Annotated in this window: 15 protein-coding genes; 9 read left to right on the top strand and 6 right to left on the bottom strand. The window is 64.5% G+C overall.

Annotated elements, in window-relative coordinates; all coding sequences use genetic code 11:
* Positions 1-59: 59 nt before the first annotated feature.
* Together pdxR and AC0L3A_RS02130 are read left to right on the top strand one after the other, a co-directional pair.
* A complete protein-coding gene (gene pdxR / locus AC0L3A_RS02135; RefSeq protein WP_473253523.1) occupies positions 60-1532 on the top strand; it encodes a MocR-like pyridoxine biosynthesis transcription factor PdxR in 1473 nt (490 codons plus the stop codon).
* Between the two features lie 67 nt (positions 1533-1599).
* Positions 1600-1848, top strand: a complete 249-nt coding sequence (locus AC0L3A_RS02130) for a DUF6719 family protein (protein ID WP_007591866.1) — start codon at positions 1600-1602, stop codon at positions 1846-1848.
* A 3-nt stretch (positions 1849-1851) separates the two neighbouring features.
* Here AC0L3A_RS02130 and AC0L3A_RS02125 read toward each other — a convergent pair whose 3' ends face one another.
* Together AC0L3A_RS02125 and AC0L3A_RS02120 are read right to left on the bottom strand one after the other, a co-directional pair.
* The gene (locus AC0L3A_RS02125; RefSeq protein ID WP_007591868.1) at positions 1852-2214 is read right to left on the bottom strand and encodes a hypothetical protein; all 363 of its coding nucleotides are present in this window, start codon (positions 2212-2214) and stop codon (positions 1852-1854) included.
* 35 nt (positions 2215-2249) lie between these two features.
* Positions 2250-2414, bottom strand: a complete 165-nt coding sequence (locus AC0L3A_RS02120) for a hypothetical protein (RefSeq protein ID WP_007591870.1) — start codon at positions 2412-2414, stop codon at positions 2250-2252.
* A gap of 418 nt (positions 2415-2832) precedes the next feature.
* Here AC0L3A_RS02120 and AC0L3A_RS02115 point away from each other — a divergent pair, with 418 nt between their 5' ends.
* Complete coding sequence (locus tag AC0L3A_RS02115; protein WP_219684780.1) at positions 2833-3042, top strand: hypothetical protein; 210 nt, start codon at positions 2833-2835, stop codon at positions 3040-3042.
* Between the two features lie 53 nt (positions 3043-3095).
* On the opposite strand, the gene AC0L3A_RS02110 is transcribed toward AC0L3A_RS02115, so the two are convergent.
* Positions 3096-3644 carry a CreA family protein gene (locus tag AC0L3A_RS02110; protein ID WP_007591873.1) on the bottom strand — a complete coding sequence of 183 codons (549 nt, stop codon included), beginning with the start codon at positions 3642-3644 and terminating at the stop codon, positions 3096-3098.
* Between the two features lie 209 nt (positions 3645-3853).
* Here AC0L3A_RS02110 and AC0L3A_RS02105 point away from each other — a divergent pair, with 209 nt between their 5' ends.
* The 4 genes from AC0L3A_RS02105 (at position 3854) to AC0L3A_RS02090 (ending at position 7880) form a co-directional block, all read left to right on the top strand.
* The gene (locus AC0L3A_RS02105; RefSeq protein WP_473253538.1) at positions 3854-5467 is read left to right on the top strand and encodes a L,D-transpeptidase; all 1614 of its coding nucleotides are present in this window, start codon (positions 3854-3856) and stop codon (positions 5465-5467) included.
* 92 nt (positions 5468-5559) lie between these two features.
* Positions 5560-6129 carry a glutathione peroxidase gene (locus AC0L3A_RS02100; protein ID WP_473253522.1) on the top strand — a complete coding sequence of 190 codons (570 nt, stop codon included), beginning with the start codon at positions 5560-5562 and terminating at the stop codon, positions 6127-6129.
* A gap of 165 nt (positions 6130-6294) precedes the next feature.
* Positions 6295-7320: a polysaccharide deacetylase family protein gene (locus AC0L3A_RS02095; protein ID WP_007591880.1), complete on the top strand. Its 1026-nt coding sequence runs from the start codon at positions 6295-6297 to the stop codon at positions 7318-7320.
* Between the two features lie 8 nt (positions 7321-7328).
* Positions 7329-7880 (top strand): dihydrofolate reductase, encoded by a 552-nt coding sequence (locus AC0L3A_RS02090; RefSeq protein WP_473253521.1) that lies wholly within the window; start codon positions 7329-7331, stop codon positions 7878-7880.
* Between the two features lie 11 nt (positions 7881-7891).
* Here the strand turns inward: AC0L3A_RS02090 and AC0L3A_RS02085 are convergent, their stop codons facing one another.
* The gene (locus tag AC0L3A_RS02085) at positions 7892-8344 is read right to left on the bottom strand and encodes a DoxX family protein (RefSeq protein ID WP_219684776.1); all 453 of its coding nucleotides are present in this window, start codon (positions 8342-8344) and stop codon (positions 7892-7894) included.
* Between the two features lie 322 nt (positions 8345-8666).
* Positions 8667-10976: an NADP-dependent malic enzyme gene (locus tag AC0L3A_RS02080; RefSeq protein WP_007591886.1), complete on the bottom strand. Its 2310-nt coding sequence runs from the start codon at positions 10974-10976 to the stop codon at positions 8667-8669.
* 245 nt (positions 10977-11221) lie between these two features.
* On the opposite strand from AC0L3A_RS02080, the gene AC0L3A_RS02075 reads away from it, so the two are divergent.
* Positions 11222-13192, top strand: coding sequence for a hypothetical protein (locus tag AC0L3A_RS02075; protein ID WP_473253519.1), 1971 nt, complete (start codon positions 11222-11224; stop codon positions 13190-13192).
* A gap of 157 nt (positions 13193-13349) precedes the next feature.
* On the opposite strand, the gene aspS is transcribed toward AC0L3A_RS02075, so the two are convergent.
* Positions 13350-15122, bottom strand: a complete 1773-nt coding sequence (aspS, locus tag AC0L3A_RS02070) for an aspartate--tRNA ligase (protein ID WP_473253518.1) — start codon at positions 15120-15122, stop codon at positions 13350-13352.
* Between the two features lie 194 nt (positions 15123-15316).
* On the opposite strand from aspS, the gene AC0L3A_RS02065 reads away from it, so the two are divergent.
* A complete protein-coding gene (locus AC0L3A_RS02065) occupies positions 15317-16795 on the top strand; it encodes a protein adenylyltransferase SelO (protein ID WP_007591895.1) in 1479 nt (492 codons plus the stop codon).
* Positions 16796-16921 lie beyond the last annotated feature (126 nt).

Genomic DNA, 16921 nt, shown 5'->3' with positions numbered 1-16921 from the left:
ATTGGAACACTTCCAGGGCAGTTGTAGCCGCGGATTTGGTCTGCGATAGTGCCAATTCCATGCGAAAAATTCCGACCAATTCTGTCCCCTCGCCGGCCAAGGCCGAGCTGCCGCTCGACCTCGCGGGACCGCACATCACGGCTGGCGCCTCGTCGGCGCACCGGCTGTATCAGGCACTGTGCGAGATGATCGTCGGCGGTCTGGTGAAACCCGGCGAGCCGCTGCCGCCGTCGCGCACGCTGGCCAAACAGACCGGCTTTCGCCGCAATGCCGTCGTCACCGCCTATGAGCGGCTGATCGCCGACGGCTTTGCCGACGCAACCGTCGGCTCCGGCACGTTCGTCGCCGCGCGCATCCCCGCGCGCGCGGCCGAGCCGAAGCGGCCGAAGATCAGCGTCGAAACGCCGGGGCAAGGCGCGTTTTCGCTCGGCTGCACCCATATCGACGCGCGCGCCGTGCAGCGTTTCCGCGCCTTTGTCGGCCGTCGCATGCGCGCCTTCGGCGCGGAGCATCTGCACTATGGCGATCCCCGTGGCAGCCGCGAGCTGCGTGCGGCGATCGCCGATCATCTGTTGTCGGCGCGGGGCCTGCGCTGCGATCCCGATCAGATCATGCTGACGTCAGGCACGCTGCACGCGCTGCGCATCGTGCTGAGCGCGATCCTGAAGCCCAACGACCAGGTCTGGTGCGAGGATCCAGGCTACCCCGCTGCGCGCAGAACCATCGCGCATTGCGGCTATCGCGCCGTGTCCGTTCCCGTCGACGCGCACGGCATGCGGGTCGCCAGAGGCCGCGCAGCGGGGCCGTCCGCGCGCGCAGCCTATGTGACGCCGTCGCACCAGTTTCCGCTGGGTGTGCAGATGTCGATGCCGCGGCGGCTCGAGCTGCTGGACTGGGCCAGGCAAGCCGGCGCCTTCGTGCTGGAAGACGATTACGACAGCGAATTCCGCTACGACGGCGCTCCGCTGATGTCGCTGGCCGGCATCGATCACCTCCAGCGTGTGATCTACATGGGCACGTTCGCCAAGACGTTGTTTCCAGGTCTGCGCATTGGCTATTGCGCCCTGCCCGAGCGCTTGATCGCGGATGTCACCGCCGCGCGGGCCGCCCTCGACCGCTTTCCCGGCACACTGATGGAGGGCGCGGTGGCCGACATGCTCAATTCCGGCGCCTTCGCAGCGAACCTGAAGCGCGTGCGCAAGCTTTACCGCGAGGCGCGCGACGCGCTGGCTGGGACGCTCGAAGCCGCATCCGACGGCGTGCTGTCGGTGCCGGTCCCATCGCAGGGTCTGCACCTTGTCGCCCGGTTCGATCCCTCGGTCGATCTGCTGGTGGCGGCAGACGCCAAGCAGGCCGCCGGCGCCGAAGGCTGGCTGTTGGCCGACACGTATTCACGCTCACGTCCACTGCCCGGTTTCGTGCTGGGATTTTCCGGCCACGCGATTCCGAATCTCGTGGCATCCGCCGAGCGGCTCGCGCGGGAATCGCGAGCGGCCTTGCGTGCGCGGCGCAAGCCGGCCCGGCGGGCATGACGAACGTTCACTATGAGAATCGGCTGCCGCTCCCTACATTGCGGCATCCATGCCGGGAGCTCACACCATGCTGCTACGCCGCGCGACTTGCCTCTCGCTCCTGATCTTCATCGCGCTCGCCGCGACGGCGCGCGCAGGCTCGGTCGGGCGCGAGCAGGACATCGTCGATCTCAAGCTCGGCCAGCGCGTGCAAGTCGACGACGGAACTTGTCCCGCCGGACAGGTCAAGGAAGTGCGCGGCGCCAAGATGACCGACAAGGGCGTCGCACGGACCAGCACCTGCGTGTCGCGGTTTGGCCCGAAATCGAAGCGATGAGCGCTATTTCGCCGGATCGAACATGCATTGCAGGGTCGGCTTGGCGATCTTGGTGAAGGTCGGGCCGATTTCGGTCTGCTTTGCGGCCGGCACCCAGTCGGTCTCGATCGTCGGCACCCCGGTCTCGCTGATGCCGCGCAGCAGGGCCTCGCGGAGATCGCGATCCTCGACGACGGCGGCAGCATGATCGTGCAGACAGCCGCAAACCTCTTCCGGATGCTCCCACCGCCCGAGCATCCGCGGCGCGCATTGCCTCACGAACTCGGTACGGGGATCTGGTAATCTGGAGGGAGAGCGCACCTGCGCCTGAACGGCACTGATCGTCAGAAGGGATATGAACGCCGCGGCGCAGATACGAGCAAGCATGATGGCCTTTATCGGCTGATTTTTCTTGTTGGCGATCAGAAGCGCGCGGCAACCACGATCGGCTGGGGCGCCGGGGTCATGATCGGCGAACCGCTATACTGGAAAGTGCCGATACCGGGGACATTTCCGTCCGGCGAGCCTGCGAACGAGGAGCCGGCGAGCACGAAAGCGAAAGCAAGGATGAGGCTGAGCGTGCGCATGGAGTTCTCTTCCGAATTCGGTGGCCGGCGTGCGCCGTCGTCGTTGTGAGGTTGATAACCATGGGCGGTTTCGCGCGTGATGCGCCAAAGCCGGAAAATGGTTTCATCTCCGTGAGAATTGTTTCGTCCGGTTCGGGGCGACGACATATTCGACGGAAAATCTCAATCTTTTCAGATGGGTCGTGCGCCTACCCAATGTGGCCTGGCAGGTTCCGGGCGAGTTCGGATGCGCGCCGGAACGCTGGCGCCGTCATGATCCCGCCTCACACCCTTCACATGCGTTTTACGTTTTTCTGCTGAAGAGAAGCCGAACGAAGGCTGGGTCCTGTCGAACCGAGGACGTTTCGACTGCGACCCAAGCTATCGAGACCGAGACGCCCGGGCATCGCCGAGCGCGTTCATGTGAGGAACGGCCATCATGACGGCGCAGAATCGCGCAACGGCGCGCGATGCGGACCAACGAACGGACCGCCGGGAGCAACGGCCTGTTCGCAGCAGCGCCAATTCCCCCGGCGAAATGGCGCTGCAATCGAGCCGTGGCTTTGAGGCCACGCCGCAATCATTCGTGCGGCTGACCGGTTCGCATCTTGCAAAACCGCGCGCCAGCCGCGCTGACATCATCGAGTGAACGCAAGAGCGTCACTGTGAACGCAAACCCCTCACTGAGTGAACGCAAGCGCGTCACTGAGTGAAGAACTCTCCACACTTCTGGACGTTCGCGTCCGCCGGGCCCCACGGCATGACCGGCACGGTCGAGGTCGAGTTCTTCGGTGAACCCTCGATCAGCCTGTCCGAATAGACCATGTAGACCAGCACGTTGCGCTTGGCGTCACAGCCGCGCACGATCTGCATTTTCTTGAAGAACAGCGACCGTCGCTGGCGGAACATGTCGTCGCCTTGCTCCATCTTGTTCTTGAACTTGATCGGGCCGATCTGACGGCAGGCGAGCGAAATGTCCGAGACCTCCTCGGCAAGGCCCAGCCAGCCCTTGAAGCCGCCCTTCTCCGGCACCGTGAAATGACAGGCCACGCCCTCGACTTCAGGATCGTCGAGGCCGTAGGTCGCAAGCTTGTCGTTCGGGCTCATCCATTTGAACACGGTCGAGCGGCGGAAGATCAAATCCGGCTCGTCCGCGGCGAAGGCGGACGCTGCCGGCCCGGTCAGCGCCAGGAGGAATAAAGCGAGGCCTTTCAAGCGGATGCTGGAAAGACTGGGGAAACGAGATGACATGAAGTTCTCCGGTAACAAGTCCCAGCAATGTAGGCATCGGGCGACCGATCAGGAAGACGACCGGCAAGCTGACACGGCCGCCGTTTACCGCTCCGTGAGGCTTTTTTGCTACTCTTTGGACAAAATTAGGCTGATCGCAGAACCGCCGTGCTGGTGAACGCGTATCCCCTCTGAGAGACTAACATCTGATTTGGATTATGGATTCGATGATGAACAGCGTGAACGGGTCTGGTTTTTCTGCCAAACCGGCGCGATTTTGGCAGGTCGCCGTTTTGACGGCGGCGGGTGCGATCGGCACGGCGAGCCAAGCGGACGCGGCGTTTTATTACTGGACGGATTATTCCGACGGGTCCTATGGCCGCCAGGAGCGCCATCCCGACGTCCCGCGCCAGAAGCCGCAGAAGCGCGCTACGGCCGGCAAGAAAGACCTTGTTGCCGAAAAGGAAGCCGGCACGAAACCGCAAGGTCCTCTCGTCATCGTCGTCTCGATCGATCGGCAGAAGGTCACGGTCTACGACACCAACGGCGTGTTCGCGGAATCCCCGGTGTCGACGGGCATGAAGGGCCATTCGACGCCGATGGGTGTGTTCAGCGTCATCCAGAAGCACAAATTTCACCACTCCAACATCTATAGCGGCGCGCCGATGCCGTACATGCAGCGGATCACGTGGTCGGGCGTTGCCATGCACGCCGGCGTGCTGCCGGGCTATCCGGCCTCGCACGGCTGCATCCGCATGCCGATGGCGTTCGCGGTGAAGATGTGGAACTGGACCAGAATGGGCGCGCGCGTGATCGTTTCGCCCGGCCAGATGTCGCCGCAGAACTTCTCGCATCCGCTGCTTGCCTCGGTACGCGTGCCGCCGCAACCCGCGGCCAGCCTGGAGCCGCAGACCAATGCCGGCGACAAGGCCGACAAAGGCGCGGCAAATACCACGGCCACCGAAGCAAAGCCTGTTGAAACGAAGACCGCCAGCGCGGACGGCGTGCTCGAGCTGCGCTCGTCGGTCGGCCACACCGTGATGTCGGATGTGACCACCGGATATGCCCCGGCCCGCGAGGAGGCCGCGGCATCGGACGACCAGACCGAGACAACGGCAAGGCCCGAGACCAAGACTGCAGAAACGGCGGACGCGGCCAAGCCCCAGCCCGGAGACGCCGTGCAGCCCGCGAACACTGAAGCGAAGCCTGTCGAGGCCGCGGAGACGCCGAAGTCCGAACCCGCAAAGTCCGAAACCGTGAAGTCCGAGCCCGCGAAGACGTCCGATGCGCCGGCCATAGCGCAAGCGCAGGCGGCCACGCCCGACGTCAAGAAGGACGAAACCCGTATTGCCGATCCGGCGCCCGCGGCAAAACCTGAAGCGCCCAAGCGAGCGGGCCAGATCGCGGTCTTCATCAGCCGCAAGGATTCCAAGCTCTACGTGCGGCAGAACTTTGCGCCACTGTTCGACGTGCCTGTCACGATCGCCGCGAGCGATCGGCCGCTCGGCACGCATGTCTTCACCGCCGAGGTCGACAAGGCCGATTCCAATGCGCTGCATTGGTCGGTGGTGTCCTTGCCAGTGTCCGTCCGCTCTGCCGCGCGGGAAGATGACGGCCGCATGACGGGCCGCCAGCGTGGCGCGGCCGTGATTCCCGTCGCCGCAAAGCCTGTGGTCACGCCGGATAGCCCGTCCGAGGCCCTCGACCGCGTCTCGATCCCGGCCGACACGATCGCGAAGATCAACGAAATGCTGACGTCAGGCGGCTCGATCATCGTCTCCGACCAGGGCATCAACCAGGGCGAGACTGGCGAAGGCACCGATTTCATTGTCCGCCTGTACTAGTGCGCTTCATCGCGGCAGATAACGCGGTGTTGACGAGGCCGCTCACAGCGGCGGGGTAACATGCGCCCCGGATCATTTCGGGGGACGCCGTCATGATGAACCGCAGGAACATGCTCATCGCCGCCTTTGCAGGCACGCTGACACCGGCGACGCGTGCACTGGCGGATGGCGGCATGAGCCGAATCTCCGCCTACGCCTTCTCTTTCCCGGCCTTATCAGGCGAAGACATCCGCCTTGCGGCATTCACCGGCCGAGCGCTGCTGGTGGTCAACACCGCTTCGCTCTGCGGTTACACGCCGCAATATGCCGGCCTGCAAGACATCTGGGGCGAGTTTCGCGAACGCGGCCTCACCGTCATTGGCGTACCCTCCAACGACTTCGGCGGACAGGAGCCCGGCGGCACCAGCGAGATCTCGGAAACCGTCCACCACCAATACGGCGTTACCTTCCCGATCGCGGCCAAGGCCGTCGTGGTAGGTGCGAAGGCGCATCCGTTCTACAAATGGGCGGCAGAGGCGCGCCCGCGAGAAGTTCCTCGCTGGAACTTCCACAAATATCTGACCGGCCGGGACGGTTATATCGCCGATGTCTTTGCATCTACGGTCGAGCCGGCCGACACGCGGGTCAAGACGGCGATCGCGAAGGCACTGGCCGACACTTGACGCCACGCGTTCCCAACCCGGTTGGGCACAATTGGGCTAGCGCGCCAAACAGCCGTTGCAATGGCGAGGGCCCACCATCTAGGCTAGGATCGTTAGGGGCAGGATGGTTTTGCCGGAGGCGAAAAGCCGCGGCGGAACAACGGGATCAATCTCGAGGACAACACCATGCGTGTGGCGGCAGGACTGATATTGGCAAGCGCGATGTCTCTGGCGATGACGGGCGCGGCATGGTCGCAGGCCCCGGCTGCAAAGCCCGCTGCCGCGACGCAGGCCGCACCGGCGGCAACACCGGCTGCGGCTGCGCCCGCTGCAGCTCCCGCACCCGCTCCTGCAGCAGCCGCCGCGCCGGCGGGCTTCGTCAATCCTCCCCCGCCTAAACAGGCGCCGCAGCCCGCCCGCGCCGCCTGCAACACGCCGGGCGCGCTCGGAGTCGCCCGCACCGTCGAGATCGACACCACGGGTGGTCCCGGCTTCGGCTTCGAGCATTTCAAGGAGCTCGATTTCCTGCGCGACCACGAGGTGGTGCTCACCTTCGACGACGGCCCCTGGCCCAAGAACACGCCCGCCGTGCTGAAGGCGCTCGCCGACGAGTGCACCACCGGCATCTTCTTCTCCATCGGCAAGCACGCGACCTACGAGCCGGAGATCCTCAAGCAGGTCTACGCGGCCGGCCATACCGTGGGCACCCACACCTGGTCGCACGCCAACCTCAACAACAAGAAGCTCACGGAAGCGCAGCGCAAGGAAGAGATCGAGAAGGGCCTTTCCGCGGTGAAATGGGCGCTCGGCGGCATTTCGCCCTCGCCTTTCTTCCGCTTCCCGGCGCTCCAGCATCCGCCGGAGATGGTCACCTATCTCGGCAACCGCAACACGGCGATCTTCTCCTGCGACATCGACTCCTTCGACTTCAAGGCCTCGAAGCCCGAGAAGGTGATCGAGACCGTCATGAAGAAGCTCGACAGCAAGGGCAAGGGCATCATCCTGATGCACGACTTCCAGAAGCACACTGCGGAAGCGCTGCCTGAATTGCTCAAGCGCCTGAAGGCCGGCGGTTACAAGGTGGTGGCGATGCGCGCCAAGTTCCCGGCCTCGACGCTGCCGGAATACGACCAGGAGCTGCTCAAGGACGTCAAGCTGCCGACGGTGAGCAACCGGCCGGTCAACAGCGTCGTGACGACGGTCTCCGAATAGCCGCGCCATTGTCCTTTCGGATCGAAGGCTACGTCATCGTCTCCGCGGACGGCATGCTCGCGGACGCTGACCATGTCATGCCCGATAGCCTGAAGTTCGAAGGCGACAAGCTGTTCTTCGAGCAGGCGCTCGAGCGCGCGGCGCTGATCGTGCACGGCCGTCACTCGCACGAGCAGCAGCCGAATTCAGCCAAGCGCAAGCGCCTGGTCCTGACCCGCAAGATCAAGGCTCTGACCGTCGATCCCGAGATGCCAAACGCGACCTTGTGGAATCCGGATCACGCCAGCTTCGAAGACGCCTGCGCCTTCGCCGATGTCGCTTCCGGTACCGTCGCAATCATCGGCGGGCCCGTCGTGTTCGACATGTTTATGGATCGCTACGACACGTTCTGGCTGTCGGAAGCCCCGCATCTGCGGCTGCCCGGCGGCGAAGGCTGTTTTGTCGAAGTACCGGGGCGCACGCCTCAGGAGGTGCTGGCCTCACACGGGATGAAGCCGGGCGCGCCGTATCTGCTCGACGCCTCGTATGACGTGACTGTCACGCCGTGGCGCAGGACGTAGTGGTTTGACCGTCACACGTCCCCGTAGGCCGCCTCGGCCGGACGCGTAGCGCGGCCGTAGCCGATGATCATGAACAGCGCGCCGATGATCGACAGGTTCTTGAGCGCGTCGACCAGCATCTTGCCGTTGTCAGGGGGCACCTGGTTCCAGAAGTCGTAGAACAGGAAGGTCGCGACCGCGACATAGATGATCATCAACATCGCGAAGAAGCGCGCGCCGAAATTCAGCGCGATCATCACCCCCGCGATGATCTCGAGCACGCCAACCGCGATCGCCAGCAACTGCGGCGTGGTCATGGCCGTCGCCGTCTCGATCTGCTTGGCGTAAGGCGCAATCATGTCGGGCACCACGACCTTGGCGGCGATGAAATCAACGGTCGCCTGCATGGCAAACAGTCTTGCCGCACCCGTGTAGATGAACAGCACGGCGAACAGGATCCGCCCAAAAGTCACGAACGCTGGCATGATCGGCCTCTTTGCTCAGGCTTTTTGAAACCGGATTTTTGCGAAAGCATCGGGGGGATTATGGAGAGTCGTGCGCCGGTTTACAAACGGGGAAATGGACGAATGCGAGTAATTCAAAACTAGCGCCAAGAGCTTCTTCCCCTCTCCCCTTGCGGGAGAGAGTGGCTCGCCGCGAAGCCGCGAGACGGGTGAGGGGTTTCTATCCGCACGGACAACTCTCGAGATTTCGTCTCGCGGAGAGAACCCCTCATCCGGCGCTTCGCGCCACCTTCTCCCGCAGGGGAGAAGTCATGGCACCTACCGCGCGGCTAGAGCCCCCGCCTTAGGTAAACAACGTTGGCTGCTGCCGCGACGCGCGCTCCTGCGCTTCCACCACAGCCACCGCGGTCATGTTGAGGATGCCTCGCGCCGTCACCGACGGGGTGAGGATGTGGGCCGGGCGCGCCGGGCCGATCAGGATCGGGCCGACAGGAAGCGCGTCCGCCAGCGACTTGATCATCTGGTAGGCGACGTTGGCGGTGTCGAGGCTTGGCATGATCATGATGTTGGCTTCGCCCTCGAGGTTCGAGTGCGGCAGCACCATTTTGCGCGCGGCGGCCGAGAGCGCGGTGTCGCCCTGCATCTCGCCGTCGGCCTCGAGTTCCGGATGCTTCTCCTTCAGGAGCTGGGTCGCCCGGCGCATTTTGCGCGAGGATTCCGTGTCGTAGCTGCCGAAATCCGAATGCGAGACGAAGGCGATCTTCGGCTTGATGTTGAAGCGTTGGACGTGGACCGCCGCGAGCGAGGCGATCTCGGCGAGCTCTTCGGCGCTCGGATTGGGCCGCACCTGGGTATCGGCGATGAAGAAGGCGCCCTTGCTCGTGATCAGCAGCGCCAGCGCCGCATAGTCGCTGATCCCCGGCGTAAACCCGACGATCTCGCGGACATGGCGCAGATGGCTCATGTAGCGGCCCTCGACGCCGCAGAGCATGGCGTCCGCCTCTCCGCGCACCACCGCGAGCGCCGCGATGACGGTGTTGTTGGTGCGCACCACCGTGCGCGCCGCATCCGGCGTCACGCCGCGGCGGCCGGCGACCTCGACATAAGACTGCACGTAGGAGCGGTAGCGCGGATCGTCCTCGGGATTGACGAGGTCGAAGTCCTTGCCGGCCTTGATCGACAGGCCGAAGCGCTTGATGCGCGCCTCGACCACCGACGGGCGTCCGACCAGGATCGGCGTCGCCAGCTTTTCTTCCAGCACCACCTGGGTCGCGCGCAGCACGCGCTCATCCTCGCCTTCGGCGTAGATCACGCGCACCGGCTGGGTCTTGGCCTTCGCGAACATCGGCTTCATGACGAGGCCGGAGCGGAACGCGAAGCGCTCGAGCAGCGCAGTGTACTCGTCGAAATTGGTGATGGGCCGGGTCGCGACGCCCGATTCCATCGCGGCCTTCGCCACCGCCGGCGCGATGCGCAGGATCAACCTCGGATCAAAGGGACTCGGAATCAGCGAGCCCGGGCCAAACCCTTGCGTCTCCCCGGTATCGAAGCCTTGCGCGACCGCATCGGACGGCGCCTCGCGCGCGAGCTGCGCGATGGCCTCCACGGCGGCGTGCTTCATCTCCTCGTTGATGGCGCTGGCGCCGACATCGAGCGCGCCGCGGAAGATGAAGGGAAAGCACAGGACGTTGTTGACCTGGTTCGGATAATCGGAGCGGCCGGTGCAGATCATGGCGTCGGGACGCACCTTGCGCGCCTCCTCCGGCATGATCTCCGGCGTCGGATTCGCGAGCGCCATGATGAGCGGCTTGTCGCCCATCGCCTTGGCCATCTCGGGCTTGAGCACGCCCGGTGCGGAGAGGCCGATGAAGATGTCGGCGCCGCCGATCACGTCGGCCAGCGTGCGCTTGTCGGTCTTCTGCGCATAGACCGCCTTCCAACGGTCCATCGTGGTGTTGCGGCCTTCGTGAACAAGGCCGTCGATGTCGCAGACCCAGATATTCTTGCGCTGAGCGCCCATCGACACCAGCAGGTTCAGTGTCGCGAGCGCGGCGGCCCCTGCCCCCGATGCCACGATCTTGACGTCCGACAGGTTCTTGCCGTTCAGGCGCAGGCCGTTGGTGATCGCGGCGGCGACGATGATCGCGGTGCCATGCTGGTCGTCATGGAAGACCGGGATCTTCATGCGCTCCTTGAGCTGCGCCTCGATCTCGAAGCATTCCGGTCCGCGGATGTCCTCGAGATTGATGCCACCAAAGGTCGGCTCGAGCGCGGCCACGGTCTCAACCACGCGTTCGATGGTGTCGGCCGCGATCTCGATGTCGAACACGTCGATGCCGGCGAATTTCTTGAACAGGACCGCCTTGCCCTCCATCACCGGCTTCGAGGCCAGCGGGCCGATATTGCCGAGGCCGAGCACGGCGGTGCCGTTCGAAACCACGGCGACCAGATTGGAGCGGATCGTCAGCGTCGCCGCTTCCGCCGGGTTCTTGGCGATCTCCATGCAGGCGGCGGCGACGCCGGGCGAATAGGCCAGCGCGAGATCGCGCTGGTTGGCGAGCGGCTTGCTCGCCTGGATCTCGAGCTTTCCGGGGCGCGGCAGCCGATGATAGGCCAGCGCCGCCTGGTGGAGATCATCAGAATAGGACGACATGCGGTGTCTTGCCTCGCGTTACCGGCCTCAAACTACGTTGTCCTGACCGGCTTGCCTTGGGTTGGTATTTCCGGGTCATGGAAACGGGATGAAGCACGCCGGGCGCCCCGGTGGCAACATCCGATTGCGGCCCCATCAACAGGGCGCGCGGTCAAATATCTGATAGCGCTCACTTTCCCTGGACCGCGCGTTGCTTTGCGAATATGGCAGGTTGCGTCCTGCAACGCGAGCAACTGGAGCTGGGAATGAAGCGAATCCTGATCGGCCTGATCGTCGTGGCCGTGATGGCCGCGGGCGGATGGTTCGGCTTCAGCTTCTACGTTCAGCATCGCGTCGCCGCCGAGATCGAGGCGGCCTTCGAGCAGATCCGCGCCAGTGGCGGCAAGGCGAGCCACGGCAAGGTGGCGTTCGATCTCGTGACCCGGACGCTGACGATCGAGGATATCGCGGTTGAGCCTACCAACCAGCCGCAGGCTCATGTCAAGATCGCCGCTATCAAGGGCGTCGGCATTCGCCAGGTCGAGGAGACACGCTTCGCGGCCGACAGCATCGATATCTCCGGCTTCGAGGTCGCGCTGGACGAGGTCGGCCCCGGCAAGCTGAAAGTCTCCTACAAGGTCCCGCAGTTGACCATGCGGGACTACGTCGGTCCCATTCATGCTCAGAACGCGCCGACGTCAGGCTCCCTGATCGACATGTACCGCTTCGCGCTCGATCAGTACGCAAATGTGACGGCTTCTTCCGTCATAGCGCCGACCCTCGCATTCGCCTTCGATGCGGGCAGAAGCGCCGGAGGTAGTGGCGAGGTCGCCTATTCGGGTCTCGCGATCCAGAAGCTCGCCCAAGGCAAGATCGCCGCGATCAAGGCGGAGCGCGCCAGCTTCACGATCAACGTGCCGCAGCCAGGCAAGGCGGACAAGCTGACTGGCGAGGTGTCCGACATCATCATCAATGATTTCGATTCGACCGCGATCGCCGCCGCGCTCGATCCCCAGAAGGCGAACGACGACAGCTATCATCGTGTCTACGGGCAGATGTCCACCGGCACTTATGTCGTGACGTCGACGCTCGGCATCCGGATGCAGGTCGACGGGATCGCCATCACCGACATCGCGGTGCAGCCATCGAAATTCCGGCCGGCCGAGATCCTGGCGCTGCTTCCGGCGGACAGCACGGTCCCGCCGACGCCGGCGCAATCGCGCAATCTGATGGAAAAGCTCGCCGGTTTCTATGAAGGCCTTCGCGTCGGCAAGCTCGAGATCGGCACCATGTCGATGACGACCCCGCAAGGGACGCCCCGGCTCAGGGCCATCAGATACCAAGAAGGCGGGTTCGCGCTCGAAGGCCTGGATGCGCCGACGCCGCAAGGGCAAATCAAGGTGGAGCGCTTCGCACTCAAATCGCTCAGCATCACGAACCTGATGCGCTGGGCAGCGAGCCTCACCACTCCCGGGCGGGCGCCCTCGCCGGATCAGATGCTCGGGCTGTTCGGCGTGCTCGCAGGCGCGGAGATCAAGGGCGTGACGGCGCCGTTCAAGACCACCAAGGAGCTGGTCATGATCGACACACTGAGCCTGGACTGGGGGCAGCTCGTCGGCTCGATCCCGAGCAAGGCGCATGTGGTTGCCAAATTTGTCACGCCGGCCGATCCATCCGATCCAAAACAGCTTCCATTGATTGCCAGCGGGATCGACAAGCTCGCAGTCGACCTCGATCTCGGCGCTGCCTGGACCGAACAGTCCAACAGCTTCGTTCTGACGCCCGCGACGCTCGACATCGGAGGCATCGCAAGAGCGCAATTGCGTATCGCGCTCGGCAACGTACCACGCGAGGTGTTTTCGGCCGATCCCGCCCAGCTCATGGGCCAGGCGGCCCGGATCGAGGCGGGCACGCTCGAATTCTCATTGCGCGACAGCGGCGTCGTCGATCTCGTCGCGGCACAGTTCGCGCGCATGCAGAAGGTCAGCCGCGATACCGCACGCCAGGCGCTCGTCGAGAGCATCAAGGCTAGACGCGAGCAATTTGCTTCCGCCAATCCGGATGCGAACGCGGCCGTGGACGCGATCGCCCGCTTCGTCGAGACGCCGGGCCAGACGCTTTCCATTAAGCTGTCCCCGCGCGCGAAGGCACCGCTGATGCAATTGATGCAGCTCTTGCAAACCGACCCACAGAGCGCGCTTGCGCAGTTCAGGATCGACGCGTCGACGGGGCTGTAGTTGGATTTCGTGTCCCGGACGCGCTGCAGCGTGTAACGCTGCTGCGCAGAGCCGGGATCCAGAAGCCTGCTGCTCGCTCAGACATGGGCCCCGGCTCAGCTGCGCACCACTGCGTGCTGCGCTGCGTCCGGGGCACGAACATCTTCCCGCGCAAACTTCACTTCTGCGGCAGATTCACCTTCACGTGCAGCTCCCGGAGCTGCTTGGGGCTGGGCTCCGACGGCGCGCCCATCAGGAGGTCCATGGCCTGCTGGTTCATCGGGAACAGCGAGATCTCGCGCAGATTGTTGGTGCCGCACAAGAGCATGACGATGCGGTCGACGCCGGCGGCCATGCCGCCATGCGGCGGCGCGCCGTACTGGAAGGCGCGGTACATGCCGCCGAAGCGATCAACGACTTCCTGCTCGCCGTACCCTGCGATCTCGAACGCCTTCACCATCGCTTCCGGCACGTGGTTGCGGATTCCGCCCGAGGCGATCTCGTAGCCGTTGCAGGTGATGTCGTACTGGAACGCCTTGATGGTCAGCGGATCCTGGCCCTTCAAGGCATCGAGACCGCCCTGCGGCATCGAGAACGGGTTGTGCGAGAAGTCGACCTTCTTGTCCTCCTCGTTGTACTCGTACATCGGGAAGTCGACGATCCAGGCCAGCTCGAACCGCTCCTTGTCGGTGAGGTTCAACTCCTCGCCGACCTTGTTGCGGGCCAACCCTGAAAACTTCCAGAACTTGTCGGGATCGCCGGCGACAAAGAAGGCGGCATCGCCTTCCTTCACGCCGATCTGCGCGCGGATCGCGGCGGTGCGCTCAGCACCGATGTTGTTGGCGAGCGGACCGGCACCCTCGCCGCCCTCGCGCCACATGATGTAGCCAAGGCCCGGCTGTCCCTCGCCCTGCGCCCATGAATTCATGCGGTCGCAGAAGGCGCGCGAGCCGCCACCCGGCGCCGGGATCGCCCACACCTGGTTCTTGGGGTCCTCCAACATCCGCGCGAACACCTTGAAGCCGGAGCCGCGGAAGTGTTCGGAGACGTCCTGCATCTCAATCGGGTTGCGCAGGTCCGGCTTGTCGCTGCCGTATTTGCGCAGCGCCACGGCGAAAGGAATCCGGCGCCAGCCCTTGGTCACCGGCTTGCCCTTGGCAAATTCCTCGAACACGCCCGTGATGACAGGCTCCATCGCGGCGAAGACATCTTCCTGCGTGACAAAGCTCATCTCGACGTCGAGCTGATAAAACTCGCCCGGCAGGCGGTCGGCGCGCGGGTCCTCGTCGCGGAAACAGGGCGCGATCTGAAAGTAGCGATCGAAGCCCGACATCATCAGGAGCTGCTTGTACTGCTGCGGCGCCTGCGGCAGCGCGTAGAACTTGCCGGGATGGATGCGCGACGGCACCAGGAAGTCGCGCGCGCCCTCCGGCGAGGACGCGGTCAGGATCGGCGTGTTGAACTCGAAGAAGCCCTGCCCCTCCATCCGCCTTCGCATCGACTTGATGATTTCGACGCGCGTCATGATGTTCTGGTGCAGCTTCTCGCGACGGAGGTCGAGGAAGCGGTACTTCAGGCGGATGTCTTCAGGGTATTCCTGGTCGCCGAACACCGGCAGCGGCAGGTCGCCGGCCGGGCCCAGCACCTCGATCTCGCTGACATAGATCTCGATCTTGCCGGTCGGCAGATCGTCATTGTCGGTGCCTTCGGGGCGGCGGCGGACTTTGCCATCCATCTTGACCACGAATTCCGAACGCAGCTTCTCGGCCTGCGAAAACGCCGGCGAGTCCGGATCGACCACGCACTGGGTCAGGCCGTAGTGGTCGCGCAGGTCGATGAACAGCACGCCGCCATGGTCGCGAACGCGATGCACCCAGCCCGAAAGGCGGACCGTCTCGCCGATGTTGCTCTCGCGGAGCGCGCCGCATGTATGTGACCGGTAGCGATGCATGGTCGTCCCAAATTCAATGTCGGAGGATCGAATCGAACCGCCGAAACGGCCGGTCCAACGTTGCGGCAGGGTTTACCTCGGGAGGACGGGGGCGGCAACCAAGGGAACGGCCCGTTTTCGGCTGGAAGTGCCCATTTTTGCCCAATCTGGGCTCAAGCCTTTGCCATCAGGCGTTCCACCCCTATCTTGAGGTCATGACAGTCCATTTCCCGTTCCAGAACTCCTATTCGGCACTGCCGGACAGCTTTTTCGCCCGGGTCGCACCGACGCCGGTGGCGGCGCCCCGGCTGATCAAGCTGAACCGGCCGCTGGCGGTCCAGCTCGGGCTCGATCCAGATGTGCTGGAGACCCCTGAAGGCGCCGAAATCCTGGCGGGCAAGACGGTTCCCGCCGGCGCCGATCCCATCGCCATGGCCTATGCCGGCCACCAGTTCGGACAGTTCGTGCCCCAGCTCGGCGACGGACGGGCGGTGCTGCTCGGCGAAGTCGTCGACAAGGACGGCATCCGCCGCGACATCCAGCTCAAGGGCTCGGGCCCCACCCCGTTCTCCCGCCGCGGCGACGGCCGTGCCGCGCTCGGGCCGGTGCTGCGCGAATACATCGTCGGCGAGGCGATGTTCGCACTGGGCATTCCGACCACGCGCTCGCTCGCGGCCGTCGTCACGGGCGAACATGTGCTGCGCGAGACGGCGCTGCCGGGCGCGGTGCTGACGCGCGTCGCCTCGAGCCATATCCGCGTCGGCACCTTCCAATTCTTCGCTGCCCGCCGCGACACCGAGGCGGTCCGCCGGCTCGCCGACCACGTCATCACCCGCCATTATCCGGAGCTGCTTGGCGCCGAGCGGCCCTATCACGCGCTGCTGTCCGGCGTCGTCGCGCGCCAGGCCGAACTGGTCGCACGCTGGCTGCTTGTCGGCTTCATCCATGGCGTGATGAACACCGACAACTCTTCCATCTCCGGCGAGACGATCGATTACGGTCCGTGCGCCTTCATGGATTCCTACAATCCGTCGCAGGTGTTTTCCTCGATCGACGAGATGGGCCGCTATGCCTACGCCAACCAGCCGCGCATCGCGCTGTGGAATCTGACGCGGCTTGCCGAATGCCTGCTGCCGCTGTTCTCCGACGATCAGGAAAAGGCGGTTGCCGAGGCCCAGGACATTCTCGGCGCCTTCTCCGAGACGTTCAGCGACACCTATCAGGCGGGCCTGCGCAAGAAAATCGGCCTGTTCACGGACCGCGACGGCGACGACGTGCTGATCCAGGACCTGCTGGATGCCATGGCCAAGAACCAGGCCGACTTCACCCTCACCTTCCGCAAGCTTGGTGATGCTGCGGCTGACGAGACCGGCATCGCCGACGTCCGCGCGCAGTTCATGGACCCCGACGCGTTCGACGACTGGGCGGGACGTTGGCGCGAGCGCACGGTGCTGGAGCCGCAAACCGGAGCCGAACGGCAGGCCGCCATGCATGCCGTCAATCCCATGTTCATCCCGCGCAATCACCGCGTCGAGGCCGTAATTCAGGCGGCGGTAAATGATGACAATTACGCGCCGTTCGAGGAGTTGGTGAAGGTGCTGGCGAAGCCGTTCGAGGACCAGCCGGACTACGCCGCCTACGCCGATCCCCCGCTGCCGGACCAGCGGGTGCTGCAGACGTTTTGCGGGACGTAGCGACGAACTCGGTGCGTAGGGTGGATTAGCCGAAGGCGTACTAAGCCGAGCTTGTGGACGCCTCGCGCCACCGGAACCGCTGTCATCAAACTGAAACACTCGCACTCTAACGGCCTGTCAGGGTCG

This window comes from Bradyrhizobium sp. MI1.3 (assembly GCF_055811695.1).
The sequence above is the reverse complement of the archived record's forward strand: the minus strand, read 5'-3'. Positions and strand labels throughout refer to the sequence as shown.

Bases quoted from the DNA above. Each gene is read 5' to 3' on its own strand.
- AC0L3A_RS02100 (WP_473253522.1), top strand. From the start codon at position 5,560: ATGATGAACCGCAGGAACATGCTCATCGCCGCCTTTGCAGGCACGCTG.
- pdxR (WP_473253523.1), top strand. From the start codon at position 60: ATGCGAAAAATTCCGACCAATTCTGTCCCCTCGCCGGCCAAGGCCGAG.
- AC0L3A_RS02110 (WP_007591873.1), bottom strand. From the start codon at position 3,644: ATGTCATCTCGTTTCCCCAGTCTTTCCAGCATCCGCTTGAAAGGCCTC.
- AC0L3A_RS02085 (WP_219684776.1), bottom strand. From the start codon at position 8,344: ATGCCAGCGTTCGTGACTTTTGGGCGGATCCTGTTCGCCGTGCTGTTC.
- AC0L3A_RS02065 (WP_007591895.1), top strand. From the start codon at position 15,317: ATGACAGTCCATTTCCCGTTCCAGAACTCCTATTCGGCACTGCCGGAC.
- AC0L3A_RS02115 (WP_219684780.1), top strand. From the start codon at position 2,833: ATGACGGCGCAGAATCGCGCAACGGCGCGCGATGCGGACCAACGAACG.
- AC0L3A_RS02120 (WP_007591870.1), bottom strand. From the start codon at position 2,414: ATGCGCACGCTCAGCCTCATCCTTGCTTTCGCTTTCGTGCTCGCCGGC.
- AC0L3A_RS02095 (WP_007591880.1), top strand. From the start codon at position 6,295: ATGCGTGTGGCGGCAGGACTGATATTGGCAAGCGCGATGTCTCTGGCG.
- AC0L3A_RS02130 (WP_007591866.1), top strand. From the start codon at position 1,600: ATGCTGCTACGCCGCGCGACTTGCCTCTCGCTCCTGATCTTCATCGCG.
- aspS (WP_473253518.1), bottom strand. From the start codon at position 15,122: ATGCATCGCTACCGGTCACATACATGCGGCGCGCTCCGCGAGAGCAAC.
- AC0L3A_RS02080 (WP_007591886.1), bottom strand. From the start codon at position 10,976: ATGTCGTCCTATTCTGATGATCTCCACCAGGCGGCGCTGGCCTATCAT.
- AC0L3A_RS02105 (WP_473253538.1), top strand. From the start codon at position 3,854: ATGAACAGCGTGAACGGGTCTGGTTTTTCTGCCAAACCGGCGCGATTT.
- AC0L3A_RS02125 (WP_007591868.1), bottom strand. From the start codon at position 2,214: ATGCTTGCTCGTATCTGCGCCGCGGCGTTCATATCCCTTCTGACGATC.
- AC0L3A_RS02075 (WP_473253519.1), top strand. From the start codon at position 11,222: ATGAAGCGAATCCTGATCGGCCTGATCGTCGTGGCCGTGATGGCCGCG.